This window comes from Agrobacterium leguminum (genome assembly GCF_005144435.2).
Classification (GTDB): domain Bacteria; phylum Pseudomonadota; class Alphaproteobacteria; order Rhizobiales; family Rhizobiaceae; genus Agrobacterium; species Agrobacterium leguminum.
Genome location: NZ_CP120212.1, coordinates 1,541,136 through 1,565,941 on the forward strand (window position 1 = coordinate 1,541,136; position 24,806 = coordinate 1,565,941).

Genomic DNA, 24,806 nt, shown 5'->3' on the forward strand with positions numbered 1-24,806 from the left:
AATCGAGGAATGACCGATCATGAAAATTACCGCCGTCGAACCTTTCATCCTGCACCTGCCGCTGACATCGGAGTCCATTTCCGATTCCACCCACAGCATCACCCATTGGGGCGTCGTCGGCGCAAAGATCACCACCAGCGATGGCCTTGAGGGCTATGGTTTTACCGGCACCCACGCGCATCTGCCGTCGGACAGGCTGATCACATCCTGCATTAGCGATTGTTACGCGCCCTTGCTGGTGGGGGAGGATGCGTCTGAGCATTCGAGGCTGTGGACGAAACTGGCCCGTTATCCGGCGCTGCAATGGGTCGGCAGGGCGGGCATCACCCATCTGGCGCTGGCCGCAATTGACGTTGCGCTCTGGGACCTGAAGGCGAAAAAGGCGGGCGTGCCGCTCTGGCACTATCTCGGCGGCGCGCGCATGGCGGCGGTGGAGGCCTATAATACCGATATAGGCTGGCTTTCCTTCACGCTGGAGGATTTGCTGACGGGCAGCGCAAGGGCGGTGGAGGAAGACGGTTTCACCCGGCTGAAGATCAAGGTCGGGCATGACGATCCGAATATCGATATTGCCCGCCTTGCGGCAGTGCGCAAGCGTGTCGGTTCGTCCATCCGCATCGCCATCGACGGCAACGGCAAGTGGGATTTGCCCACATGCCAGCGTTTCTGCGCGGCGGCGAAAGATCTGGACATTTACTGGTTCGAGGAGCCGCTCTGGTATGACGATGTGACGAGCCATGCGCGGCTGGCGCGCAATACGTCGATTCCGATTGCGCTCGGGGAGCAGCTTTACACGGTGGATGCGTTCCGCTCATTCATCGATGCCGGCGCGGTTGCCTATGTCCAGCCGGATGTGACCCGGCTTGGCGGCATCAGCGAATATATACAGGTCGCCGATCTGGCGCTCGCCCATCGCCTGCCCGTGGTGCCGCATGCCGGCGAGATGAGCCAGGTGCATGTGCATCTGAGCTACTGGCACCCGGCTTCGACCATTCTCGAATATATTCCGTGGATCAAGGATCATTTCGAAGAGCCGATCCATGTGCGGGACGGTGTCTACAAACGTCCGGAGCACCCCGGCGCCAGCACCACGCCGCTGGCGGAAAGCTTCGCCCGTTATGGCAAGGCGGTGAAATGAGCAGCGGTATACAGCCCGGATTTTAAGGGAGGGAAAGCACGTTCTCCGTCATGCCGGACTAGATCCGGCATGACGGAGTGTGGATGATGCAATTTTTCCAAATTTAGCGCCAGCCGAGAGCCGGCGCTACCTGCTTGAGGATCGTCTCGATCACATGGGCGTTGTAATCGACGCCCAGCTGGTTCGGCACGGTCAGCAGCAGCGTGTCAGCCTCGGCGATGGCCTCGTCGGCTTTGAGCTGTTCGATCAGTTTTTCCGGCTCGGCGGCATAGCTGCGCCCGAAGATCGCGCGCGTCTTGTCGTCGATATAACCGATCTTGTCGTCGCCTTCGTTGCCGTAACCGAAATAGGACCGGTCGCGGTCGTTGACGAGGGCGAAGATGCTGCGGCTGACCGACACACGCGGTTCGCGGGTGTGGCCTGCTTCCTTCCAGGCTTCCCGGAAGGTGCGGATTTGCTGCGCCTGCTGAACATGGAAAGGCTCGCCCGTTTCGTCCGTCTTCAGGGTGGAGCTTTGCAGGTTCATGCCGAGCTTTGCCGCCCACACCGCCGTTGCATTGGAACTCGAACCCCACCAGATGCGCTCGCGCAGCCCTTCGGAATGCGGCTCCAGCCGCAAAAGGCCGGGCGGGTTGGGGAACATCGGGCGCGGATTCGGTTCAGCGAAACCTTCGCCCTTCAAAAGTTCGAGAAAGACTTCGGTGTGCTGACGCGCCATGTCTTCTTCGCTCTGGCCCTCGGCCGGGCGGTAACCGAAATAACGCCAGCCATCGATCACCTGCTCCGGCGAGCCGCGGCTGATGCCGAGCTGCAGGCGTCCGCCGGCGATAAGGTCGGCCGAACCGGCGTCCTCCGCCATGTAGAACGGGTTTTCATAACGCATGTCGATGACGCCGGTGCCGATCTCGATCTTTTTCGTGCGCGCGCCGACGGCAGCGAGCAGCGGAAAGGGCGAGGCAAGCTGGCGGGCGAAATGGTGCACGCGGAAATAGGCGCCGTCGGCGCCCAGCTCTTCCGCCGCGACGGCGAGGTCTATCGATTGCAGCAGCGTGTCCGCAGCCGAGCGGGTCTGCGACTGGGGCGAGGGCGTCCAGTGGCCGAAGGACAGGAATCCGATTTTTTTCATGATGACCTTCCAGATGTCGGAGGATGCCGGTCTTCACAAACCGACTTCGTTGTTGTCAGTCATATAGGCTGGGGCGCGCATCCTCCAACCGGCCACGCGTAGACACGGTGTCGCCGAAATGTGAACGATGGCTGTTCAGACCATCGTCCTGCGGTCGAGGATGAAGAGTTTTTCATGCGCGCGCGCCGTGGTGAGAATGAAGTCCATCAGCGAGCGCACACGCGGCACATTGGCAAGGTCTTGATGGCTCGTCAGCCAGTAGCCGCGCCGAAGTTCCACCTCACCGGCAAGCACCATCTGCAGGTCCGGGAAACGCGCGGCGATGAAATTCGGCAGGATGCACAGGCCCCGGCCGCTCAGCGTGGCCGTCAGCTGCGCGAAAATACTCGATGACTGAAAGCCCGGACGCAGGCCGGGAAGCACATCGCGCATATAGTCGAGACCCGGCGAGAAGATCAGGTCCTGCACGTAACCGATGAAGAAGTGATCGAGCAGATCCTCGCGCTTGGTGATTTTCGGCCGCCCGGCGAGATAGGAACGCGAGGCATAGATATGCAGCGTATAATCGATGATCTGTTCGTTGATATAGGGACCGGCCTTCGGCGGATCGAGCGTGACGGCCACATCCGCCTCCTTTCGGGAAAGCGCCATGATCTGCTGGATCGTCACCATTTCCACCATGATGTGCGGATGGGTGACGGCGAAGTCTTTCAGCCTTTCCACGAAGAAAAAATTGGAAAAACCTTCAGGCGCGCTGAGCCGCACCACGCCGCGCAGCAGGCTGCCGCTTTCGGAAATATCCGATTGCAGCCTTTCGGCTTCCGCCTCGATACGCTCGACCGTATCCACCAGCCGCCGCCCGACGGTCGTGAGTTCATAACCGCGCGGGTTTCGCTCGAACAGCTTGGTTTTAAGCGAGAATTCCAGCCGGTCGATATGGCGGGAGACGGTGGCGTGGCTGGTGCGCAGGCTTCGGGCTGCCGATGAGAGCTGCCCGGTGCGGGCCACGGCCAGAAAATATTGCAGGTCGTCCCAAGTGAAAGGGGTGGCCATATTTGTCTCCCATCAAGAGTTCTGTTCAAAAATGAACAGTTCCTGTTCACAATTTGATGATGCCCCGCTCTTGTGTCAACGGCCGAATTCGAGAAGTCTAGGCTCAGGATGCATCGCTTTGAGGAGAGCGGTGTGACCGTTCAGGTGCAATGGCATGCAGGTCCCCCACGCGGTTCGTTCACCGTTGCACAGACAATCTGAGGCTCGCAATCATCTCTGGGAGGAGAAGTCATGCGCAAGAGTATCGTTTTATCCACGGCCATGGCGCTGGCCGCTGGCACCGCCGCTTATGCCGCCGAGATTTCGGACGGCAAGGTCAAGATCGGCATTTTGAACGACCAGTCTGGCGTCTACGCCAATTTCGGCGGCAAATACTCTTATGAAGCCGCGAAGATGGCGGTCGAGGATTTCGGCGGCAAGGTGCTCGATGCGCCGGTGGAAGTGGTGACCGCCGACCACCAGAACAAGGCGGATGTCGCCTCCAATATCGCCCGCCAATGGTACGATACCGAACAGGTCGATTCGATCATGGAACTGACCTCGTCGTCGGTCGGTCTGGCCGTGCAGGCGCTGTCGAAGGACAAGAAGAAGATCACCATTAATACGGGTGCGGCAACCACCGAGCTGACCGGCAAGCAGTGCAGCCCCTATGGTTTCCACTGGGCCTATGACACCTATTCGCTGGCGGTCGGCACCGGCGGCGCGCTCGTCAAGCAGGGCGGCGACAGCTGGTTCTTCCTGACCGCCGACTATGCCTTCGGTTATTCGCTGGAAGAAAATACCGCCAATTTCGTCAAGTCCAATGGCGGTAAGGTTCTGGGTTCCGTGCGCCATCCGCTCGCCACGACGGATTATTCCTCCTTCCTGCTGCAGGCGCAGTCCTCGGGCGCGAAGGTCATCGGCCTTGCCAATGCCGGTCTCGATACCTCCAACGCCATCAAGCAGGCGGCCGAATTCGGCATCGTGGCCGGTGGCCAGCGGCTTGCGGCGCTTCTCTTCACGCTTGCCGAAGTCCACGGCCTCGGTCTCGAAGCGGCTCAAGGGTTGACGCTGACGGAAGGCTTTTATTGGGACCGCGACGATGAATCACGCAAGTTCGGCGAACGCTTCAAGGAACGCACCGGCGCCATGCCGAACATGGTTCATGCAGGCACCTATTCCGCCGTGCTGCATTACCTGAAAGCCATCGAAAAGGCCGGCACCGACGATGCCGATGCCGTCGCCAAGGCCATGAAGGAAATGCCGGTCAACGACGTCTTCTCGAAGGACGGCCATGTGGCCGCCAACGGCCGTATGATCCACGACATGTATCTCATGGAAGTGAAGAAGCCGGACGAAAGCAAGCAGCCGTGGGATTATTATAAGGTACTTGCCACCATCCCCGGCAAGGAAGCCTTCATGGACCCCGCAAAAAGCGGTTGCCCGCTGGTAACGCAGTAAAGAAGAATAAAAAGGGGAAAGCTTGATGACGATCGCTCCCGCCCTTGCCGGGCAGGCCGAACCTCGCGTCGTTCTTTCGGCGCGCGGTCTCTCCAAGACCTTCGGCGCATTCGCGGCCGTGAAAAACGTCGATCTCGACGTCCACCATGCCCGCGTGCATGCGCTTATCGGTCCGAACGGCGCCGGCAAAACCACGGTCTTCAACCTGTTGACCAAGTTTCTCCAGCCGACAGGCGGGGCGATCACCTTCATGGGAACGGACATAACAAGGACGCCACCGGACAAGGTGGCGCGTCTCGGCCTCGTCAGGTCTTTCCAGATATCGGCGGTGTTTCCGCATCTGACGGTTCTGGAAAATGTGCGGGTGGCGTTGCAGCGGCCGAACAGCCTTGCAACGCAGTTCTGGCTGCCGCTCTCCTCGCTCGACAGGCTGAACGCCCGCGCCGAGGAGCTGATCGCCATGGTCGGCCTGACACGAGAAAAACATGCGCTTGCGGCCGATCTTTCTTACGGCCGCAAGCGTGTGCTTGAAATCGCCACCACGCTGGCGCTCGATCCGAAGGTTCTGCTGCTCGATGAACCGATGGCCGGCATGGGCGGCGAGGATGTCTCCCATGTGGCCGAACTCATCCGCGAGGTAGCCAAAACCCGCGCGGTGCTGATGGTCGAACACAATCTGAAAGTCGTGGCCGATATCTGCCACCACGTCACGGTCTTGCAACGCGGTGAAATTCTGGCGGAGGGCGACTATGCCGCCGTTGCCGCCGATCCGCGTGTGCGCACGGCCTATATGGGCACGGAGGAGGCTTGATATGGCGGCAATGCTCGAAGTCTCCAATCTGAAATCCTGGTATGGCGAAAGCCAGGCGCTGCACGGTGTCGATCTGACGGTCGGCGAGGGCGAAACCATCACCATTCTCGGCCGCAACGGTGTGGGCAAGACCACGACGCTGCGCACCATCATGGGCATCATCCGCAACCGCAAGGGCGTCATCAAGCTCGGCGGCAAGGATCTGATGCCGGTGCCGCTGCATCGTACGGCGAAATACGGTCTTGGTTTCGTGCCGGAAGAGCGCGGCATCTTCGCGACGCTGAGCGTCGAGGAGAACCTGAAGCTGCCGCCCGTCGTCGCATCCGGCGGCATGACGCTCGATGAAATATACGAGTTGTTTCCCAATCTCTACGAACGCCGCACCAGCCCCGGCACCAAGCTTTCCGGCGGCGAGCAGCAGATGCTGGCCATGGCGCGCATCCTGCGCACCGGGGTCAAGGTGCTGCTGCTTGACGAACCGACCGAGGGGCTTGCCCCGGTGATCGTGCAGCGCATCGGCGAGGTGCTGCAAAAGCTGAAGAGCCGCGGCATGACCGTGGTTCTGGTCGAACAGAATTTCCGTTTTGCCAGCCGTATCGCCGACCGTTTCTACCTGATGGATCACGGCCAGATGGTCAGCAATTTTCCGGTCAGCGAGCTTTCCGGCCGCATGGGCGAGCTTAACAAGGTGCTGGGGGTTTAACGATGACGATGATCTTCGGCGTTCCAATTCAGGCACTGCTCGGGCAATTGCTGGTGGGCCTCATCAACGGGTCGTTTTATGCGCTGCTGTCGCTTGGCCTTGCCGTCATTTTCGGCCTGCTGCGCGTCATCAATTTTGCCCATGGCGCGCAATATATGCTCGGCGCTTTCGTCGCCTTCCTCAGCCTACAATATTTCGGCATCAATTTCTGGGTGGCGCTCATCGTCACACCTTTCGTCGTGGCGCTGTTCGGTGCGATCGTCGAACGCTTCCTGCTGTCGCGGCTTTACGATCTCGATCCGCTTTACGGGCTGCTATTCACCTTCGGTCTGGCTCTGGTGGTGGAAGGCACGTTCCGTTGGCTTTATGGCGCGGCGGGCCAACCCTATTCGGTGCCGCGCGAGCTTGCCGGCGGCACCAATCTCGGCTTCATGTTCCTGCCGAATTACCGCGCTTTTGTTGTCGTCATTTCGCTCATCGTCTGCATCGCCACCTGGGCGTTGATCGAAAAGACGCGGCTTGGCTCCTATCTGCGCGCTGCGACGGAAAACCCGACGCTGGTGCAGGCCTTCGGCATCAATGTGCCCGTTCTCCTGACGCTGACTTACGCGCTGGGCGCCGGCCTTGCCGGGTTCACCGGGGTTCTCGCCGCGCCGATCTATCAGGTCTCGCCGCTGATGGGCACGAACCTCATCATCGTCGTCTTTGCGGTGGTCGTGGTCGGCGGCATGGGGTCGATCATGGGCGCCATCGTCACCGGTTATATGCTGGGCGTCGCAGAGGGCCTCACCAAGGTGTTCTACCCGGAAGCCTCCAACATCGTCATCTTCGTCATCATGGCCTTTGTGCTGCTCATCCGCCCCGCCGGACTTTTCGGAAAGGACGCCTGATATGTCCAAAGCCACCCATAGCCCCATTGCCGGTACGATACCGCAGACGGAAGTGTCCGCGACTGCTGGAACCATCAAGACCGTGCTAATTCTCACGGGGCTTGCCGTCCTCATCGCCGCGCCGATGTTCGTTTATCCTATCTTTCTGATGAAGCTCCTGTGCTTTGCGCTGTTTGCCTGTGCCTTCAACCTCCTGATCGGTTATACCGGGCTGCTGTCCTTCGGCCACGCGGCGTTTTTCGGCGGTGCCGCCTATTTCACCGCCTATTCGGTGAAGGAATGGGGCGTGACGCCCGAGATCGGTCTTGTCATTGGCATGGCGGGTGCGGCGCTGCTCGGCCTCGTCATCGGCTTCTTCGCCATCCGCCGCCAGGGTATCTATTTCGCCATGATCACGCTGGCGCTGTCGCAGATGTTTTATTTCTTCTGCCTTCAGGCGCCCTTCACCCATGGTGAGGATGGTTTGCAGGGCGTGCCGCGCGGCCATCTCTTCGGCCTTCTCGACCTCAATGCGCCGCTCAACATCTATTACACCGTGCTGGCCGCCTTTGTGTTGGCGCTTCTTGTCATCTGGCGTTTCGTCAATTCGCCCTTCGGCATGATCCTGAAATCCATCCGCGAAAACGAGCAGCGCGCCATTTCGCTGGGCTACAGCGTGCAGCGCTACAAGCTCGGTGCTTTCGTGATGTCGGCGACGCTGGCCGGTCTTGCGGGTGGCCTCAAAGCGCTGGTCTTCCAGTTCGCGACGCTGACGGATGTGACCTGGCAGATGTCGGGCGAAGTAATCTTGATGACGCTGCTCGGTGGCATCGGCACCATGATTGGCCCGATTTTTGGCGCGGGTCTCGTCGTCACGCTACAGAATTATCTCGCGACATCGGATTTCCCGGTCACCATCATCACCGGCCTCGTTTTCATGGCCTGCGTTCTGGTGTTCCGGCGCGGTCTGATCGGCGAATTTTACGCGTCGCGGCTCGGGAGAAAACTCGGCTTTCAGCACCGCAGCTAAACATTTTTGAAAACACAGACAAGGCCTCCTCCGCGCCCGGGACGGTGCGGTAAGGGTGGCGTATGGAGAAGAGCATGGGCGAATATGACTATATCGTCATCGGAGCGGGGAGTGCCGGATGCGTTCTCGCCAACCGCCTTTCGAAAGATCCGAACCACCGCGTGCTGCTGCTGGAAGCGGGCGGCAACGACAATTACCACTGGATCCACATTCCGGTTGGTTATCTCTATTGCATCAACAATCCGCGCACCGACTGGTGTTTCAAGACGGCGGAAGAGCCGGGGCTTAACGGCCGCTCGCTGATCTATCCGCGCGGCAAGGTGCTTGGCGGCTGCTCCTCCATCAATGGCATGATCTATATGCGCGGCCAGGCGCGCGATTACGATATGTGGCGGCAACTCGGTTGCGAGGGCTGGGGGTGGAACGATATCCTGCCCTATTTCCTGAAGTCGGAAGACTTTTATCGCGGCAAGAACGAGATGCATTCCGCCGGCGGCGAATGGCGCGTGGAAAAGGCCCGCGTGCGCTGGGATGTGCTGGATGCTTTTCAGAAGGCGGCAGGCGAGGCCGGCATTCCCGCGACCGATGATTTCAACCGGGGCGACAATGAAGGCGCCGGTTATTTCGACGTCAACCAGCGGGCGGGCTGGCGCTGGAACACGGCAAAAGCCTTCCTGAAACCGGCGCTCGGCCGCAAGAACCTGACGGTTCTGACCAAGGCCCATGTCAAGCGCCTCATCATCGAGGAAGGCCGCGTTACGGGTGTCGAATTCCACCATGACGGCGTCTTGAAAAAGATGCGGGCGCGGCGCGAGACGGTGCTGTCCGCCGGTGCCATCGGCTCGCCGCATATTCTGGAGCTTTCCGGCGTCGGCCGTGGCGATGTGCTGCAGGCGGCCGGTATCGACACGGTGGCGGAGGTTCAGGGTGTGGGCGAGAACCTGCAGGACCATCTGCAGCTGCGCATGGTCTACAAGGTCTCCGGCGTCCTGACGCTGAATGAAAGGGCCTCCACCCTGTTCGGCAAGGCGAGGATCGGCCTCGAATATGCGTTGACGCGCTCCGGGCCGATGTCGATGGCGCCGAGCCAGCTTGGTGTCTTCACCCGTTCTTCACCCGAGAAGGAAACCGCCGATCTGGAATATCATGTCCAGCCGGTTTCGCTCGACAAGTTCGGCGATCCGGTTCACACTTTTCCTGCCATTACCGCAAGTGTCTGCAATTTGCGGCCGGAAAGCCGGGGCTCAGTGCATGTGAAAGGACCGGATTTCGCCATGCAGCCGGAAATCCGCCCGAACTATCTTTCCACCGAAGGCGACCGCCAGGTGGCCATCGACGCCATGCGCCTGACACGCCGCATCGTCGCCCAGCCGGCCTTCGCGCGCTTCAAGCCGCAGGAATACAAGCCGGGTCCTTCCTTTGAAAACGACAATGATCTTGCCAAGGCGGCGGGCGATATCGGCACCACCATCTTCCACCCTGTCGGCACGCTGCGCATGGGGTCGGATATGGAAAGCGTGGTCGATGCGCGTCTGAAATTCCGCCGGCTCGCCGGGCTTCGCGTCGCCGACGCATCGGTGATGCCGCGCATCACATCCGGAAATACCAATTCCCCAACGATCATGATTGCCGAAAAGGCCGCCGACATGATCCTTGCGGATAATCGCTGAAAGGAGCGCTCCGATGAAGACCGTCGCTTTTATCGGGCTGGGACATATGGGCCTGCCCATGGCCGTCAATCTCGTCAAGGCTGGATATGCCGTCAGGGGTCACGATCTTTCCGAAGCCTGCCGCGCGGCGGCGAGAGAGGCGGGCGTTCCCGTTGCTGTGGATTCCGCCGAGGCTATCGAAGCGGCTGACGTGATCATCACCATGCTGCCGAAGGGCGAACATGTCGTTTCGGTCTATGGCGATCTGGTTAAAAAGATTTCTGCCGGCACGCTGCTCATCGATTGCTCGACGGTGGACATGGAAAGCGCGCTTAAGGCGCACGAGCTGGCCGCTTCCGCCGGTTGCCCCTCGGTGGATGCGCCCGTTTCCGGCGGAACGGGCGGGGCTGCGGCAGGCACCCTGACCTTCATGTGCGGCGGCGAGGCTGCGGCCTTCTCTGCGGCAAAGCCGGTGCTGGAGGCGATGGGCAAGAAGATCGTGCATTGCGGCAAGGGCGGCAACGGCCAGGCGGCCAAGATTTGCAACAACATGATCCTCGGCATTTCCATGATCGCCGTTTCCGAAGCCTTCGTGCTGGGCGAAAAACTCGGGCTTTCGCATCAGGCGCTATTCGATGTCGCCTCCACCTCTTCCGGGCAATGCTGGTCGCTTACCACCTATTGCCCGGTGCCGGGACCGGTGCCGACATCGCCCGCCAACAAGGATTACCAGCCCGGATTTGCGGCGGCTCTGATGCTGAAGGATCTGAAGCTTTCGCAGGAGGCCGCGAATGGAGCCGGGGCTTCCACTCCGCTCGGTGCGGCAGCGGCGGCGCTTTATGAAAACTTCGTCGGCGAAGGAAGCGGCGGGCGTGATTTTTCCGCCATCGTCGAAATGCTGCGCGGGGGCGAAGCATGACGGACGCCGCGCCATCCGACATCTTATGGATGCCGCCGGAGAAGAGGGTGGAGCGCTCGGCGCTTTTCGCCTTCGCGACGAAAACGGCAAATCTGCACGGGCAGGCCGCCGATGACTATGCGGGCCTGCTGCGCTGGTCCATCGACGCGCCGGATGAATTTTACGATACGCTGTGGGATGAACTCGGCATTGTCGGCACACGTGGCGACACGGCGTTCAAACCGGGCGCGACGATCCGGGAGGCCGAGTTCTATCCGGGCGCAAGGCTCAATTATGCGGAGAACCTTCTGCGCAATGCCGACGCGCGGCTGGCCATCATCGCCCATCGCGACGACGGCACAAGGCGCGAGATTACCCGCAGAGAGCTTTACGACGAAGTGTCCCGCATGGTGCAGGCGCTTGCCCATGCCGGTGTGAGGGAAGGCGACCGCGTCGGGGCCATCGTCACCCATGATATAGAGGCGATTGTCAGCTATCTGGCTGTCAGCGCCATCGGGGCGATCTGGTCCTCCTGCTCGCCGGATTTCGGGCCGGCGGGAGCATCCGACCGTCTGTCGCAGATCGGCCCGAAAATCCTCATCGCCGTGCCCGAATATGGTTATGCCGGCAAACGCATCGATGTCGGCCCGACCATCCGCGCCGTGGCGGAAAGTGCGGCGCCTGAAAAGATCGTGCTGATCGGCGATGCCGTGCCCGCAAGCCTTGCCGATCTCGGCTGCGTGACGCTTACGGATTTCGTCGCGCCTTATGCGGCGGGCGAGATCGCTTTCAACCGTCTGCCCGTCAAGGCGCCGCTGGCGATCCTTTATTCCTCGGGCACAACCGGCAAGCCGAAATGCATCACCCATTCCGGCGGCGGCTTGCTTCTTCAGCACATGAAGGAACTGAAGCTGCAATGCGATATTCAGGAAGGGGAGCGCTTTTTCTATTTCACCACCTGCGGCTGGATGATGTGGAACTGGCAGGTCTCCGGTCTGGCGCTTGGCGCTACGCTCGTCACCTATGACGGCAATCCCGGTTATCCCAACCCTGCGCGGCTGATCGACCTCATCGACGCCGAACGGATCGCCACTTTCGGCACGTCGGCGAAGTTCATCGACGCCTGCCTGAAGGCCGGGCTGAAGCCGCGCGAAAGCCACGATCTTTCATCGCTGCGGACAATTCTCTCCACCGGCTCGCCGCTCATCCCGCAATCCTTCGATTATATCTATCGCGACTGGAAGGCCGACGTGCACCTCGCCTCCATTTCCGGCGGCACGGATATCTGCGCCTGTTTCCTCGGCGGCAACCCTTTGCAGCCGGCGCATCGCGGCGAATTGCAGGGCGCGATGCTCGGCATGGATATCGACACGCTGGATGATGAGGGCCATTCCGTTCGCGGCGTTGCCGGCGAACTCGTCTGCCGCAATGCGCATCTGTCCATGCCGGTGAAGTTCTGGGGCGATGAGGATGGCTCGCGCTATCAGGCCGCCTATTTCGACCGGTTCCCCGGCATATGGGCGCATGGCGATTTTGCCGAAATGCGCCCCTCCGGTGGATATGTCATCCATGGACGTTCGGACACGACGCTCAATCCCGGCGGGGTTCGCATCGGGACTGCGGAAATCTACCGGCAGGTGGAAACCGTGCCTGAGGTCGAAGAGGCGATTGCCGTGGGGCAGGATATCGAGGGCGACCAGCGGGTCATCCTCTTCCTGCGCATGAAGGGCGGCGCGGTTTTGACGGAAGAGCTGGAAAAGATCATCCGCAGCCGCATCCGTTCGGGCGCGACGCCGCGGCATGTGCCGGCAAGGATCATTGCCGTCAGCGCCATTCCCCGCACCCGTTCTGGCAAGATTTCCGAAATCGCGGTGCGTGACACCATCCATGGCCGGCCGGTGAAGAATGCCGATGCGCTCGCCAATCCCGAAGCGCTCGAACTTTTCCGCAACCTGCCGCAGCTGAAGGACTAGGCCGATGGAGGATCAACCGAAGACCGTGCTTGTCACGGGTTCCACCAGCGGCATCGGGCTTGCCATCGCCAAGCGTTTCGCCGAGGCGGGGTATCTGGTCGCGGTGCATGGCATAGAAACGGCGGAGGAGGCGACGCAGGCGCTGGAGGCGGTCGCGAAGGTGGCGCGGCACAGGCCGGTCTATTTTGCCGCCAACCTCGCCAATTATGATGAAAGCGCCCATCTGCCGGAAACCGTTATCGCCGAATTCGGTCATATCGACGTCCTCGTCAACAATGCCGGCATTCAGAAGGTCGCGGCGATCGACGAGTTCGATTTCGCCGATTTTTCCCGCATCGTCGCCATCTCGCTCGACAGCGCGTTTCACACCATCCATGCGGCCTTGCCGGGCATGAAGGAAAGAGGCTGGGGCCGCATCGTCAACATCGCTTCCGCGCATGGCCTGCGCGCTTCGCCCTTCAAGGGGCCTTATGTGGCGACCAAACATGCGGTGGTGGGCCTGACGAAAAGCGTGGCGCTGGAAGTGGCCGAACTCGGCATCACCTGCAACGCCATCTGCCCCGGCTATGTCTGGACGCCGCTCGTCGCCGCCCAGGTTGCCGATCAGGCGCGCGTGCATGGCATGAGCGAGGAGGAGGTGGTGAAGAAGGTGATGCTTGCGCCGCAGCCGACAAGGCGGTTCGTGCAACCGGAAGAAGTGGCGGAAATGGCGCTTTATCTCGCGGGCGATATGGCGCGCTCCATCACCGGCACCACCATTTCGATCGATGGCGGCTGGACCGCGAAATAATTTTCGCGCACGCGCTTGCAGCGAACCGTCTCATCGGCGTCCGGCATTGTTGGGTGGTTTCAATCCTGTATAGTTTTCGTGGACGGCGGGGGTTCAGCGCCGTGTTCACGGAAAAGCGTCATGATGAACACAGGGTCTTTTGAAGCGCCGCTGGCGCGCTCGCGCTTCGATACGCGCCAGGTGCCGAAACGCGACGCCATGGGGCTTTGGCGGGATTCGATCAACGTGCTGTTCGATGCCCGCCTGCGTCGCCCGCAGGATGACGGTTTCTTCGCCAGCGTCGATGCGGCTTTCATCGGCAATGTCGCGCTCGGCCGCACTCAGTCCTCTGCGCAGGATTTCGACCGTTCGCGCCACAAGCTTGCCCGCGACGGCATGGACGGTTTTCTCCTGCAATTCTACGCCAGCGGACAGAGCATGTCGCGGCGTGGATCGGGCGAGACCGCAGGCCCCGGCGACCTCTATCTTATCGACATGGCGCAGCCGCTGGCCACCGCGACGACAGACCACGACCATCTCAGCCTCGTCGTGCCGCGCCGGCTGCTGGAAGGCAGGCTTGTCGGTTCCGGCAATCATCATGAACGTGTGCTGCCGGCCGGTCTGCCGCTGGTATCGCTGCTGCGCGAAACGATGACGAGCATCTATCGTCATTTTGACGTGATGAACGCCAGTGAAGGCGCAGCGACGGTCTCGCCGCTTCTGGAGCTTGCTGCGGCTGCCATCATTTGGCGTGTCGCGACGTACCGTCTACCGGCTGTTTGAGCCGCTGGGAGGGTTTTCGGCCTGCATCACCCATCGGCGTCTTGAACGCGCGATGGATTTTCTGCGGGCACCGCAATCGGCGCATATGACGATTGCCGAGGTGGCGGCGTCCTATGGTTTCACCAATCCGGAAAATTTCAGCCGCGTCTTCAAGAAGACCTTCGGCCTTTCGCCGCGTCAGATGCGGCATTTCGCTTCGGAAAACCGCGACCTCACGTCGGATATTGTGAAGCCGGATAGCGCGGAATGGACCCGCTGGATCGTGCAGCTCGGCCGCTGACCACGCTTTTTCGGATGCCCTTCTGACACTTTATGCGGGTTTGTTGGCACAATCCGACCATTCGCTGAGGCTGCGGCGCGATGGGGATGCGCATATCTTCCAGACGTGCCAAACAGGGCAGGTTATTTTTATCAATATATTGCCTGACAATCATGATGCTGAGAATCCTCGCTTTTCTGGACCTGTGTCGCCAATGGCGCCATGCGTTGAAACAACACCTCTCCTTTTCCGGAACCCGATTTCGCAGGCGGCCATCACCCTTGCCGTTGGCGAATTCAGACAGCCCCGCAGACGATCCATCGGAAACGGATGATGGAGCGCGGCGGCCGGTTTCCTGGCTCGGCCTTGGGCAAAGCTTTAGTGCGGTGGATATGGCGGACTGTGACAGGGCGCGTTTGCCGGCCGAGTGAGGCTAACGTCGTTTTTCTGCGATCTGGAACAAAACCCTGACCCCAATGATTAGATCAACAGGGTTACAGGGAGTGAAAGACATGGCCAGAGAAAATGCCAGCTATCTCGACGGTCGGGATGCGCCGAAAAGCGAAACGGCAACGCGCGCGCGGCAGGGGTCGCGCGGACGTCCCGTCCTCGTCATTCTGATCGTCAGCGTGCTTCTTGCATTGGTGGTGTGGGCCGTTGTCGAATATTCGGTTTTCGAACCCGACGAGAACCTGCCGCAGAACCCGCAGACCGAGACTGCGCCCGCGCCGCAGCAGCCGTCCGGATCCGGAAGCTTCGACAACAATCCGGCGAATGGCCGCGCCCAGCCGCCGTCATCGACAGAGACAAATCCCGCGCCGCAGGATTCGACCGGAGCACCGCAAAACCCGTGACCACCATGGCGTGAAGTTTTTTCGCGCCGATGATAATTTTCATGGAACCAGATCGCGCCCGATTTCATTTCACGCAAAGTGACAGGAATCGGGGGTTTCATTCATGGCAGTCACCGTCACTGCAGTTGTTCTCACGCTGATCGGTCTTGCGCTGTTCGGTTTCGGCTCTCAGCTCGTCATGCTGGGCGGGAGCTTTTATTACGTGCTTTCCGGACTGGCCTTTCTGTTGACGGCCGTTCTGCTGTTCAAGCGCAATCGCGCAGCCCTTCACGTTTATGCCGTCTTCATTGTCGCGACGCTTGCCTGGGCCATCTGGGAAGTCGGCTTCGACTGGTGGCAACTCGGCCCGCGCGGCGGCGTCATCATTCTCATCGGCCTCTGGCTTCTGGTTCCATGGGTCAGAAAGCCGCTCGGTTTTTCGAGCCCGACCGGGCTTAGCTATGGGCCGAATGCCTGGCCGCTTGCGCTCTCCGTCCTCGCCTCCATCGTCGTGGCCGGATATTCCATGGCGCAGGATCCGCACGATACCGCAGGTTCCCTGCCTCAGGAAACGGCCTCGGCCACGCCAGCCTATGGCGGCAATGTGCCTGACGGTGACTGGCATCAATATGGCCGCACACCCTATGGCCAGCGTTATTCGCCGCTCACCCAGGTCAATGTCGACAATGTATCGCAGCTGAAGGAAGCCTGGCGTTACCAGACGGGCGATGTGAAGCTGCCCGATGATGTGGGTGAAACCACCTATCAGGTGACGCCGCTGAAGATCGGGAACACGCTTTATATCTGCACGCCGCATAATTGGGCGATTGCCATCGACGCCGCTACCGGCAAGGAGAAGTGGAAATACGACCCGAATGTCGGTCTCAATCCGGATCGCCAGCACCAGACATGCCGCGGCGTTTCCTATTATGCCGAGCCGAATGCCGCTCAAGGCACGGCCTGCGCCGAGCGCGTCTACCTGCCGACCTCGGATGCGCGGCTGATCGCGCTCGATGCCGCCACCGGTCAGGTCTGCACGTCCTTTGCCGATCAGGGTGTGCTGCATCTCGAGCAGGGCATGAAATATAATCCCGCCGGTTATTATTATTCGACCTCGCCGCCCGTCATCGTGGCGGGCAAGATCATCATCGGCGGCGCGGTGAACGACAACTATTCCACGCAGGAACAGTCCGGCGTCATCCGCGCTTTCGATGTGAACAGCGGCGCGCTCGTCTGGAACTGGGATTCCGGCAACCCGGCGAAAACCGAACCGATTGCGGCGGGTGAAACCTACACCACCAATTCGCCCAACAGCTGGTCGGTCTTCAGTTACGATGAAGGCCTCGGCCTCGTTTATATCCCGCTCGGTAATCAGGTGCCGGATCAGCTCGGCATGGGCCGCAGCGAGAATGTGGAGAAATATTCCTCCTCCATCGTCGCGCTGGATATAAACACCGGCAAGGATCGGTGGGTGCGCCAGACGGTTCATCACGATCTCTGGGACATGGACGTGCCGGCCCAGCCGGTGCTGCTCGACATCACCAAGGATGGCCAGACCGTGCCGGCCCTCGTCGGCCCCACCAAGCAGGGCGATATCTACGTTCTCGACCGGCGCACCGGCGAGCCGCTTCTGCCGATCACCGAAGAGCCCGCGCCGGGCGGCGCCATCCCGGAGGACTTCACCTCTCCGACGCAGCCGACGACGGCCTTGTCCTTCAAGCCGGCGCCGTTGCAGGAAAAGGACATGTGGGGCGTCTCCATGTTCGACCAGCTCGCCTGCCGCATCCGCTTCCATCAGCTGAACTACAAGGGCCGCTACACGCCGCCCTCGCTGACCGGCTCGATCATCTATCCCGGCAATTTCGGTACGTTCAACTGGGGCAGCGTGGCGGTCGATCCCGAGCGTCAGGTGATGTTCGGCATGCCGACCTACCTCGCCTTCACCTCGCGGCTCGTGCCGCGCGCCGACATTCCGCCGAAGGGTCAGGACGAAAAGGGTAGCGAACAGGGCCTGAACCGCAACGACGGTGCCCCCTACGGCGTGTTCATGGGCCCGTTCCTCGGCCCGCTGAAAATCCCCTGCCAGGCCCCGCCATGGGGTTACGTCGCGGGTGCTGACCTGCGCACCGGCGATATCGCCTACAAGCACAAGAACGGTACGGTCCATGACATGACGCCGCTGCCGCTGCCCTTCAAACTGGGTGTGCCGGGCATTGGCGGGCCGATGATCACCAAGGGCGGCGTCGCCTTCCTCGGTGCTGCCGTCGACAACTATCTGCGCGCCTATGACCTGACGACCGGCAAGCAGCTTTGGGAAGCGCGCCTGCCGGCCGGCGGCCAGGCAACGCCGATGACCTATGCGCTGGATGGCGGCAAGCAATATGTGGTGATGGTTGCGGGTGGTCACGGCTCCGTCGGAACCAAGCCGGGCGACTATGTGATCGCCTATACCCTGCCGTAATTTCCGCAGGTTTCAACACGCATAAAAAACCGGAATGGTCGCCCATTCCGGTTTTTTGTTGGTGTCGCAGACAGCGTCATGCCGCCTTTTTCTGAGCTGCCGCATTGATCGAGGTCTTGGCGAGCGAAGTCAGCGCGTCATCGGTCTTGGACTCTTCCTTCAGCGTAGCGTCCAGCAGGGAAACGACATTGCCGTGTCCAAGCTTTTCCGCCCAGGCTTTCAACGTGCCGTAGCGGGCGATCTCGTAATGCTCGACCGCCTGCGCCGACGAGATGAGGCCGGCATCGAGAGCGGCGGTGCCCTTGAAATCGTCGATGATCTCCTCACCTTCGGCAATGATGCCCTGGATCGCCTCGCAGGTCTTGCCCTGCGCCCGCCTGCCGATGATCTCGAACACTTCCTGCAGGCGTTCGATGTGTCCCTGCGTTTCTTCCTTGTGTTTTTCAAAGGCCTGTTTCAGCTTCGGATCGGTCGCCGCCCGCGCCATTTTCGGCAGGGCTTTCAGGATCTGCCTCTCGGCGTAGTAGATATCCTTCAGCGTATCGTAAAACAGGTCGTCGAGTTTCTTCTCGGCCATCGTTCCTTCTCCCATGTGTGAAAATGCATGACGTGCGCCCATGCGCACGGGAGACAAACCCTTTGCTGCGCCCATGGTTCCGGCTCGGTTGCGCGCAACGTTTATATTGCGGTCGTCGCGACCGGCGGGCGGAGAAGGGAACAAACGGGCATGTCCCGCTGTTTTATCCCCGATGCAGGGGAGGCAGCATGGCAGCCAGACAGAGTGACGGCGAATACCACGGTGACAACGAAAACAAGGGTTTCTGGTCGATCGATTTCGGCAATTCACCGGTTATCGGCACAGCCATTCACGACGGTCATCGCATTAGACCGGACGTATCCGGGCTCATCGCCCTTTCCCCGGAACAGCGGCTGCGGGAGGAAGACCCTTTCACCGGTGAGATGGTTGCGGGACTGACGAACCGTCTCGTCGTTCACCATTCGCGATTCGAAATCGATCTCAACCGTGCGGCCGATCAGGCGATCTATCTGAAGCCGGAACAATCCTGGGGGCTTGAGGTCTGGAAAGAGGAACCGGCGCGGGAAGCCATCCGGCAGTCGCTCGATTTTCACGCCGACTATTATGCGATGCTGGAGACCGTGCTCTCTGCAATCGAAAGGCGGCACGGCGCTTTCGTGGTGTTGGATGTGCACAGCTATAATCATCGCCGGCAGGGCGCCGCCGCGCCGCCGACGGCGCAGGCGGAGGCGCCCGATATCAATATCGGCACCTTTTCCATGGATCGCAGCCGCTGGGGCGATATCGTGAGCGCGGTCGGGCATCATTTCGCGTTAGCGACCATCGGTGGACGCCGCCTCGATGTTCGCGAGAACGTGGCGTTTCAGGGCAAGGGGGAGCAGACCCGTTTCATCCATGAAAGGTTCGCCGAAAATGGCTGTGCCATCGCAATCGAGTTCAAGAAATTCTTCATGGACGAGTGGACGGGAAAGCCGGATGCGCGTGTGGTGGCGGATATTCGCCAAGCGATCGCAGCACTCCAGCCGGTACTCGAAGAGTGCCTGAGGTCGCGGCGATGAACCTCTCTCCCGCCCGCAGCGCGCCGTCTCCCATCGCCGATCTGGTCGATGACGTCGTGTCCTGCCTCGAGGCCGGCAAGGCCATCCGCCGCGATGTCGGTAAAGACGGTCGTCTGCATATCGACCGGCCGCTACCGTTCCTCTGCCTGCATTTGACGGGCGGCACGAAAAATCTCGCCGCCCGCGATATCGCCGCCGCCCATGCCTCCTATCTGATCGCGTCGACTATTCAGGAGGCTGCGCCGCTGATCGAGGCCATTGGCACGATCATGCGGCAACGTTTCGGCGCTTTCATGGTCCTCGATATCGGCGAGCTGGAGCATGACATCCTGCTGGCCGACGATTCGCCTTTCCTGCCGCATTATGAGGTTTCCGTCTCGGCGACGGCTGAACCCGAAACGCAGACTGCCCGCCGGGTCTTCATCAAGGCGGTTTGCGATGCCGAAGTGCGTTTTCGCACGCCGCGCATCACCCGGCCGGAACCGGATGCCGATCCGGTTCTGCGCTTCAAGAAAGCGGGCCTCGATTTTCCCTGTATCGGCGTGCGTTTTGCGCCGATCTACCGCCAGCCGGAATCCGGTGCGGATTATCCGGGCCTGCGGGTGACTATGATCGCCGATCTTTTCGATGCCGGCCTGCAGGCTTTTTCATCCTTCGCTTCGGGCAAGGACGCGCTCAAGGTTACCAGCCATCGGGCGCTGGGGCGCAAGGCTTTCGTCGATGCCGTCAGGCGTGCCGACCGGTCCGTCGACGATATTGTTTCATCCTTTGATTTTCTTCTGTCCGTCACGCCCATCAATGCTCGCCGGGCCTTCGAAGAGTTTCGCGATGGCGGCTTTCAGTTCGCGCCGCGCCTGCTCTACCGGCCGCTCGGCGTCGATGTCGAGGAGCAGAAACGCAAGCTTTATTCCGTTGTTTTCGATCATCTGGAAGACCCGGTGCTTTATAATCTCTACCGGGAGAAACAGCAGGAGATCGATCTGCAGCTGACGATGCTCGCCAATCTTCACCATCGCACCTTCACCGATTTTTCACGCGCCCTATATGGCGCTGTCGAACCGGCTCTTCTTCAGCTGGCGCTGCGGGTGCTTGCGGATTGCCCGCGCGGGGAGGAAGGCAGCGAAATCGCCATGGTCGATTGTTACGCGGTCGCGAAGAAGTCGCGGGAGATGGTCGAGACCTATCTTGCGGAAGACCCGGAATTCAAGGCGCGCGTCGAGATCCGCGACGACCTGCCGCCGGGCCTGATGGTGACGGGCGAGAAGCTTCTGATTTCCCGCCACACCGTCATGGAGCAGCGCCGTGTCGAGGCGCTGCTGTCGCATGAGATCGGCGTGCATCTTCTGACCTATTTCAACGGTTCGTTTCAGGGGTTGCGGCTCTTCCGCACCGGCCTTTCCGGTTATGAGGGCGTGCAGGAGGGGCTGGCGGTGCTGGCGGAACATCTGGCCGGCGGCATGACGCGCGAGCGCCTGCGGCTGATCGCCGGCCGCGTTATCGGCTGTGCCGCCATGCTGGATGGGGCGAGCTTCGTGGAGACCTTCCGCACCATGACCCGCGATCACGGTTTCGATGAAGCCGGGGCCTTCAACATGGTGCTGCGCATCTATCGCGGCGGCGGCCTTTCCAAGGACGCGATCTATCTGCGCGGGCTGGCGGAGGTGCTGGACCATCTGCGCAGGGGCGGGGCGCTCGATCCGTTCTGGATGGGCAAGATCGCCGCCGCCCATTTTCCGGTAATGCAGGAGCTTGCCCTGCGCGGCCTGTTGCGGCCGCCGGGCGTCAGGCCCGCATTCCTGCTACCCGCCAAGGCCAATGAACGGCTGGAAAAAATACGGGCGGGATTATCCATTGCCGAACTGGCGACATTATAGGAGGGGCTTCATGCGTATCGCATTTTTCGTCAATTCCATCGAAACCGAGGGACCGAACTACGCGACCGGCCTGCTTGCCATGGCGGCGCTCAATCGCGGCCATGAGGTGGTTTATCTGACGCCCGGCGATTTCACATTACGCTCGGACGACAGCCTGACCATCCATGCCACCGTGCTGCCGAAAGGTAAAATCAAGAAAGGCGAGACGTTCCATTCCACGCTTCAGGACAAGGCGCTGGAGCGGCGGACCATGGATGTCGAGGAAATCGATGCGCTGATGCTGCGCAACGATCCCTCGCTCGACCAGACGACACGGCCATGGGCGGTGCATGCCGGCATCCTGTTCGGACGGCTTGCCGAACAGCGCGGCGTCTTGGTGTTGAACGATCCCGAAGGTCTGGCGCTCGCGCAGAACAAGCTCTATTTCCAGAGCTTTCCCGAAATCGTCCGCCCGACCACGATCATTTCGCGCAATGTCGAGGAAATCCGCGCCTTTGCCGATGCGCACCCCAAGGGTGTCATCGTCAAGCCGCTGCAGGGCTCCGGCGGCAAGAACGTCTTCAAGATCGGCTCCAGCAAAGAGACCAATCTCAACCAGATTTTCGAGGCGGTGAGCCTCGAAGGTTATCTGATCGCGCAGGCCTATCTGCCGGCCGCCAAGGATGGCGATATCCGTTTCTTCATGATGAATGGCCGCCCGTTGATGCGTGAAGGCAAATATGCCGCCCTTCGCCGCGTGCCGGCCAAGGGCGACCTGCGCTCCAATATCCATGCCCATGGCACGGCGGAGGCGGCGACGGTGACCGATGAAATCGTGGCGCTTGCCGAAATGGTGCGGCCGAAGCTGGTGGAGGACGGCATGTTCCTCGTCGGGCTCGATATCGTCGGTGACAAGATACTGGAAGTGAACGTGTTTTCGCCGGGTGGCCTTTCCAATATCCGCGATCTGACGGAGATGGATTTCAGCGACACGATCATCGAGGCCGTCGAAACCAAGATCGCCATGCAGAGCGCTTCCGGTGGCACCATCTCCAACCGCTTGCTCGCGACGTTGTGAGGTTATTCCCGTAATTCGGCCGGATGCATCTCGCGATACCAGGCGACGAGGGCCTTGATGCCCTCTTCGACCGGCGTTTGCGGCACGTAGCCGGTCAAGGCTCTCAAAAGATCGGGAGAGGCGAAGGTGCGGGGAACATCGCCCTGCTGCATCGGCAGCATGTTGCGGATCGCGGGTTTCCCGACCGCCTTTTCGACCGTCTCGACGAAATGCATCAGTTCCACCGGCTGGCCGCCGCCGATATTGACCACGCGGAAGGGCGCGTGGTGCGAGAGCGTGTCGGTGACACCTTCCTGCGTGACGCGGTTTTCCTCGGAAGGGATGACCGTGCTCAGCCGGACGATGCCCTCCACCAGATCGTCTATATAGGTGAAGTCGCGGCTCATATTGCCTTGCCCGTAAATATCGATCGGCCGGCCGTTGGAAACGGCGTCGACGAATTTGATCGGCGCCATGTCCGGCCGTCCCCATGGACCGTAGACCGTGAAGAAACGGAAGGCGGTGGTGGGCAGCTTGTGCAGATGGGCATAGCTATGCGCCATCAGCTCCATCGATTTTTTGGTGGCGGCGTAAAGCGTCATCGGCTCGTCGGCCTTGTCGCTCTCAGCGAAGGGTATTTTTTCGTTGGCGCCATAGATGGAGGAGGTCGATGCCAGCATCAGGTGCTTGACCTGCAAGCTTCTCGCGAGCTCCAGCATGTTGAACGAGCCGATGAGATTGGAATCGACATAGGCGCGCGGATTTTCAAGGCTGTAACGGACGCCTGCCTGTGCGGCGAGGTGGATGATGATCTCGGGTTCGGCGGCCTCAGCCGCGCGCTTTAGCGCATCCGTATCCTCCAGCATGCCGATTTCGGCCCGGAAGCCGTTGGAGCGGGAAAGAATGGCGTGGCGTTTTTCCTTGAGGCTGACATCGTAATATTTCGTCATGCCGTCGAAACCGGTCACGAAGTGGCCGGCGTCCAACAGCCGCTTGGCAACATAAAAGCCGATGAAGCCAGCCGTGCCGGTAACCAGATAACGCATGATGATTATATCCCGAATTCGTTGGTGCGTTTGCGGTCTGACCGAAGCGCAGAAAACCTTTTAATGAAATGGCGAAAACGAAACCTCTATGCGCCCTTGTCGGAGCCGCCTTCGTGCGGGCGACCGACTGCGGCATAGATGAAACCATGCGCGGCGACCTCATCCGTGCGGTAGATATTGCGCAGATCCACCAGCACCGGATGTTTCATGATCGCCTTCAACCGCGGCAGGTCGAGCGCACGGAACTGGTTCCATTCCGTCACGATCACCACGGCGTCGGCATCTTCCGCCGCCTCGTAGGGGCCGGCCGCGTATTCGATGTCTTCCATCAGGTGGCGGGCATTCGCCATGCCTTCCGGGTCGTAACCGACCACTTTCGCACCGCCGTCCTGCAGGGTCTGGATGATGGCGATTGCCGGGCTGTCGCGCATGTCGTCGGTATTCGGCTTGAAGGTCAGCCCAAGCACGGCGATCTTCTTGCCGCGCACATCGCCGCCCACCGCATTGATGACCTTGCGGCCCATGGCGCGCTTGCGATTGTCGTTGATGGCGATGGTGGTCTCGATCAGCCGCACCGGCGCGTCATAATCCTGCGCGGTCTTGGCGAGCGCCAGCGTGTCCTTCGGGAAACAGGAGCCGCCATAACCGGGGCCGGCATGCAGGAATTTCGGGCCGATACGGCCATCGAGACCGATGCCGCGCGACACGTCCTGCACATTGGCGCCGACCTTTTCGCAGAGGTCAGCCATCTCGTTGATGAAGGTGATCTTCATCGCCAGAAAGGCATTGGCGGCATATTTGATGAGTTCGGAAGCGCGCCTTGTGGTGAAGAGCAACGGCGACTGATTGAGATAGAGCGGGCGATAAACCTCGGTCATGACGGGGCGGGCGCGCTCATCCGAAAGGCCGACGACGATGCGGTCCGGCCGCTTGAAATCCTCGATGGCGGCCCCTTCGCGCAGGAATTCCGGGTTGGAGACAACCGCAAAATCGGCCGAGGGGTTTTCCTCGTGGATGATGCGCTCCACCTCATCGCCGGTGCCGACGGGAACGGTGGATTTGGTAACGATGACGGTGAAGCCGTCAAGCGCATGGGCGATCTCTTTCGCCGCCGCATAGACATAACCGAGATCGGCATGGCCATCGCCGCGCCGCGACGGCGTGCCGACCGCGATGAAGACGACATCGGCATTGGCGACGGCTGCGGAAAGATCGGTGGTGAAGCTCAACCGCCCGGCCTTGGCATTGTTGGCGACGATGACATCGAGACCCGGTTCGAAGATCGGGATATGGCCGTTTTTCAGGGCTTCGATCTTCTCCGGCATCTTGTCGACGCAGACCACGTCATGGCCGAAATCCGCAAAACACGCGCCGGACACGAGGCCGACATAACCCGAACCGATCATCACAATCCGCATTCTTTTTCCTTTCGGTTAGCGAGGCCATGTTAACGCGGCAA

General features: G+C 60.8%; 22 protein-coding genes. 17 read left to right on the forward strand and 5 right to left on the reverse strand.

Translation table 11 applies throughout. The features are described 5' to 3' along the window. The first annotated feature begins 19 nt into the window (after nt 1–19). The gene (locus CFBP4996_RS21710) at nt 20–1,138 is read left to right on the forward strand and encodes a mandelate racemase/muconate lactonizing enzyme family protein (protein ID WP_080853847.1); all 1,119 of its coding nucleotides are present in this window, start codon (nt 20–22) and stop codon (nt 1,136–1,138) included. Between the two features lie 103 nt (nt 1,139–1,241). Here the strand turns inward: CFBP4996_RS21710 and CFBP4996_RS21715 are convergent, their stop codons facing one another. Together CFBP4996_RS21715 and CFBP4996_RS21720 are read right to left on the reverse strand one after the other, a co-directional pair. Next, nucleotides 1,242–2,264: an LLM class flavin-dependent oxidoreductase gene (locus CFBP4996_RS21715; protein ID WP_003522491.1), complete on the reverse strand. Its 1,023-nt coding sequence runs from the start codon at nt 2,262–2,264 to the stop codon at nt 1,242–1,244. A 135-nt stretch (nt 2,265–2,399) separates the two neighbouring features. Further along, nucleotides 2,400–3,317 carry a LysR family transcriptional regulator gene (locus tag CFBP4996_RS21720; protein ID WP_059756893.1) on the reverse strand — a complete coding sequence of 306 codons (918 nt, stop codon included), beginning with the start codon at nt 3,315–3,317 and terminating at the stop codon, nt 2,400–2,402. Nucleotides 3,318–3,548: 231 nt separating this feature from the next. On the opposite strand from CFBP4996_RS21720, the gene CFBP4996_RS21725 reads away from it, so the two are divergent. The 13 genes from CFBP4996_RS21725 (at nt 3,549) to CFBP4996_RS21785 (ending at nt 17,795) form a co-directional block, all read left to right on the forward strand. After that, nucleotides 3,549–4,757 (forward strand): ABC transporter substrate-binding protein, encoded by a 1,209-nt coding sequence (locus tag CFBP4996_RS21725; protein ID WP_059756891.1) that lies wholly within the window; start codon nt 3,549–3,551, stop codon nt 4,755–4,757. Nucleotides 4,758–4,782: 25 nt separating this feature from the next. Beyond that, nucleotides 4,783–5,568, forward strand: coding sequence for an ABC transporter ATP-binding protein (locus tag CFBP4996_RS21730; RefSeq protein WP_059756888.1), 786 nt, complete (start codon nt 4,783–4,785; stop codon nt 5,566–5,568). A 1-nt stretch (nt 5,569) separates the two neighbouring features. Then, a complete protein-coding gene (locus CFBP4996_RS21735) occupies nt 5,570–6,271 on the forward strand; it encodes an ABC transporter ATP-binding protein (protein WP_065657340.1) in 702 nt (233 codons plus the stop codon). A 2-nt stretch (nt 6,272–6,273) separates the two neighbouring features. Next, nucleotides 6,274–7,161, forward strand: a complete 888-nt coding sequence (locus CFBP4996_RS21740; RefSeq protein WP_080853846.1) for a branched-chain amino acid ABC transporter permease — start codon at nt 6,274–6,276, stop codon at nt 7,159–7,161. Between the two features lies 1 nt (nt 7,162). Next, on the forward strand, nt 7,163–8,170 hold the full coding sequence (locus CFBP4996_RS21745) for a branched-chain amino acid ABC transporter permease (RefSeq protein ID WP_080853845.1): 1,008 nt from the start codon (nt 7,163–7,165) through the stop codon (nt 8,168–8,170). Between the two features lie 74 nt (nt 8,171–8,244). After that, complete coding sequence (locus tag CFBP4996_RS21750; protein WP_080853844.1) at nt 8,245–9,840, forward strand: GMC family oxidoreductase; 1,596 nt, start codon at nt 8,245–8,247, stop codon at nt 9,838–9,840. Nucleotides 9,841–9,853: 13 nt separating this feature from the next. Continuing rightward, entirely contained in the window at nt 9,854–10,738 is an 885-nt protein-coding gene (mmsB, locus tag CFBP4996_RS21755; protein WP_080853843.1) for a 3-hydroxyisobutyrate dehydrogenase, read from the forward strand. Beyond that, nucleotides 10,735–12,690, forward strand: coding sequence for an acetoacetate--CoA ligase (locus CFBP4996_RS21760; RefSeq protein ID WP_080853842.1), 1,956 nt, complete (start codon nt 10,735–10,737; stop codon nt 12,688–12,690). Before mmsB ends, CFBP4996_RS21760 begins: the two co-directional genes overlap by 4 nt. A gap of 4 nt (nt 12,691–12,694) precedes the next feature. Further along, nucleotides 12,695–13,480 carry a 3-hydroxybutyrate dehydrogenase gene (locus tag CFBP4996_RS21765; protein ID WP_080853841.1) on the forward strand — a complete coding sequence of 262 codons (786 nt, stop codon included), beginning with the start codon at nt 12,695–12,697 and terminating at the stop codon, nt 13,478–13,480. A 120-nt stretch (nt 13,481–13,600) separates the two neighbouring features. Then, nucleotides 13,601–14,242 carry a cupin domain-containing protein gene (locus CFBP4996_RS21770; protein ID WP_233283592.1) on the forward strand — a complete coding sequence of 214 codons (642 nt, stop codon included), beginning with the start codon at nt 13,601–13,603 and terminating at the stop codon, nt 14,240–14,242. Beyond that, on the forward strand, nt 14,211–14,522 hold the full coding sequence (locus CFBP4996_RS21775) for a helix-turn-helix transcriptional regulator (RefSeq protein WP_233283593.1): 312 nt from the start codon (nt 14,211–14,213) through the stop codon (nt 14,520–14,522). The genes CFBP4996_RS21770 and CFBP4996_RS21775 overlap by 32 nt, the downstream gene beginning before the upstream one ends. 491 nt (nt 14,523–15,013) lie before the next feature. Next, on the forward strand, nt 15,014–15,355 hold the full coding sequence (locus CFBP4996_RS21780) for a flagellar basal body-associated FliL family protein (RefSeq protein ID WP_080853840.1): 342 nt from the start codon (nt 15,014–15,016) through the stop codon (nt 15,353–15,355). A gap of 103 nt (nt 15,356–15,458) precedes the next feature. Beyond that, a complete protein-coding gene (locus CFBP4996_RS21785) occupies nt 15,459–17,795 on the forward strand; it encodes a glucose/quinate/shikimate family membrane-bound PQQ-dependent dehydrogenase (protein ID WP_080853839.1) in 2,337 nt (778 codons plus the stop codon). Between the two features lie 76 nt (nt 17,796–17,871). Here CFBP4996_RS21785 and CFBP4996_RS21790 read toward each other — a convergent pair whose 3' ends face one another. Continuing rightward, entirely contained in the window at nt 17,872–18,372 is a 501-nt protein-coding gene (locus CFBP4996_RS21790) for a YciE/YciF ferroxidase family protein (RefSeq protein WP_020811535.1), read from the reverse strand. A 188-nt stretch (nt 18,373–18,560) separates the two neighbouring features. Here CFBP4996_RS21790 and CFBP4996_RS21795 point away from each other — a divergent pair, with 188 nt between their 5' ends. Genes CFBP4996_RS21795 through CFBP4996_RS21805 form a run of 3 tightly spaced genes read left to right on the forward strand, consistent with a single transcriptional unit; the run spans nt 18,561 to nt 22,322 of the window. Continuing rightward, complete coding sequence (locus tag CFBP4996_RS21795) at nt 18,561–19,391, forward strand: N-formylglutamate amidohydrolase (RefSeq protein ID WP_080853838.1); 831 nt, start codon at nt 18,561–18,563, stop codon at nt 19,389–19,391. Further along, nucleotides 19,388–21,265, forward strand: coding sequence for a flavohemoglobin expression-modulating QEGLA motif protein (locus CFBP4996_RS21800; RefSeq protein WP_080853837.1), 1,878 nt, complete (start codon nt 19,388–19,390; stop codon nt 21,263–21,265). The genes CFBP4996_RS21795 and CFBP4996_RS21800 overlap by 4 nt, the downstream gene beginning before the upstream one ends. A gap of 10 nt (nt 21,266–21,275) precedes the next feature. Continuing rightward, the gene (locus CFBP4996_RS21805) at nt 21,276–22,322 is read left to right on the forward strand and encodes a glutathione synthase (protein ID WP_080853836.1); all 1,047 of its coding nucleotides are present in this window, start codon (nt 21,276–21,278) and stop codon (nt 22,320–22,322) included. 2 nt (nt 22,323–22,324) lie between these two features. Here the strand turns inward: CFBP4996_RS21805 and CFBP4996_RS21810 are convergent, their stop codons facing one another. Both CFBP4996_RS21810 and CFBP4996_RS21815 read right to left on the reverse strand, forming a co-directional pair. Then, nucleotides 22,325–23,347: an NAD-dependent epimerase gene (locus CFBP4996_RS21810; RefSeq protein WP_080853835.1), complete on the reverse strand. Its 1,023-nt coding sequence runs from the start codon at nt 23,345–23,347 to the stop codon at nt 22,325–22,327. 86 nt (nt 23,348–23,433) lie between these two features. Then, nucleotides 23,434–24,765, reverse strand: a complete 1,332-nt coding sequence (locus CFBP4996_RS21815; protein ID WP_080853834.1) for a UDP-glucose dehydrogenase family protein — start codon at nt 24,763–24,765, stop codon at nt 23,434–23,436. Nucleotides 24,766–24,806: the final 41 nt, after the last annotated feature.

Bases quoted from the DNA above. Each gene is read 5' to 3' on its own strand.
- CFBP4996_RS21785 (WP_080853839.1), top strand. From the start codon at position 15,459: ATGGCAGTCACCGTCACTGCAGTTGTTCTCACGCTGATCGGTCTTGCG.
- CFBP4996_RS21795 (WP_080853838.1), top strand. From the start codon at position 18,561: ATGGCAGCCAGACAGAGTGACGGCGAATACCACGGTGACAACGAAAAC.
- CFBP4996_RS21760 (WP_080853842.1), top strand. From the start codon at position 10,735: ATGACGGACGCCGCGCCATCCGACATCTTATGGATGCCGCCGGAGAAG.
- mmsB (WP_080853843.1), top strand. From the start codon at position 9,854: ATGAAGACCGTCGCTTTTATCGGGCTGGGACATATGGGCCTGCCCATG.
- CFBP4996_RS21815 (WP_080853834.1), bottom strand. From the start codon at position 24,765: ATGCGGATTGTGATGATCGGTTCGGGTTATGTCGGCCTCGTGTCCGGC.
- CFBP4996_RS21745 (WP_080853845.1), top strand. From the start codon at position 7,163: ATGTCCAAAGCCACCCATAGCCCCATTGCCGGTACGATACCGCAGACG.
- CFBP4996_RS21810 (WP_080853835.1), bottom strand. From the start codon at position 23,347: ATGCGTTATCTGGTTACCGGCACGGCTGGCTTCATCGGCTTTTATGTT.
- CFBP4996_RS21735 (WP_065657340.1), top strand. From the start codon at position 5,570: ATGGCGGCAATGCTCGAAGTCTCCAATCTGAAATCCTGGTATGGCGAA.
- CFBP4996_RS21780 (WP_080853840.1), top strand. From the start codon at position 15,014: ATGGCCAGAGAAAATGCCAGCTATCTCGACGGTCGGGATGCGCCGAAA.
- CFBP4996_RS21725 (WP_059756891.1), top strand. From the start codon at position 3,549: ATGCGCAAGAGTATCGTTTTATCCACGGCCATGGCGCTGGCCGCTGGC.
- CFBP4996_RS21805 (WP_080853836.1), top strand. From the start codon at position 21,276: ATGCGTATCGCATTTTTCGTCAATTCCATCGAAACCGAGGGACCGAAC.
- CFBP4996_RS21730 (WP_059756888.1), top strand. From the start codon at position 4,783: ATGACGATCGCTCCCGCCCTTGCCGGGCAGGCCGAACCTCGCGTCGTT.
- CFBP4996_RS21710 (WP_080853847.1), top strand. From the start codon at position 20: ATGAAAATTACCGCCGTCGAACCTTTCATCCTGCACCTGCCGCTGACA.
- CFBP4996_RS21770 (WP_233283592.1), top strand. From the start codon at position 13,601: ATGATGAACACAGGGTCTTTTGAAGCGCCGCTGGCGCGCTCGCGCTTC.
- CFBP4996_RS21765 (WP_080853841.1), top strand. From the start codon at position 12,695: ATGGAGGATCAACCGAAGACCGTGCTTGTCACGGGTTCCACCAGCGGC.
- CFBP4996_RS21715 (WP_003522491.1), bottom strand. From the start codon at position 2,264: ATGAAAAAAATCGGATTCCTGTCCTTCGGCCACTGGACGCCCTCGCCC.
- CFBP4996_RS21750 (WP_080853844.1), top strand. From the start codon at position 8,245: ATGGGCGAATATGACTATATCGTCATCGGAGCGGGGAGTGCCGGATGC.
- CFBP4996_RS21800 (WP_080853837.1), top strand. From the start codon at position 19,388: ATGAACCTCTCTCCCGCCCGCAGCGCGCCGTCTCCCATCGCCGATCTG.
- CFBP4996_RS21790 (WP_020811535.1), bottom strand. From the start codon at position 18,372: ATGGCCGAGAAGAAACTCGACGACCTGTTTTACGATACGCTGAAGGAT.
- CFBP4996_RS21720 (WP_059756893.1), bottom strand. From the start codon at position 3,317: ATGGCCACCCCTTTCACTTGGGACGACCTGCAATATTTTCTGGCCGTG.
- CFBP4996_RS21740 (WP_080853846.1), top strand. From the start codon at position 6,274: ATGACGATGATCTTCGGCGTTCCAATTCAGGCACTGCTCGGGCAATTG.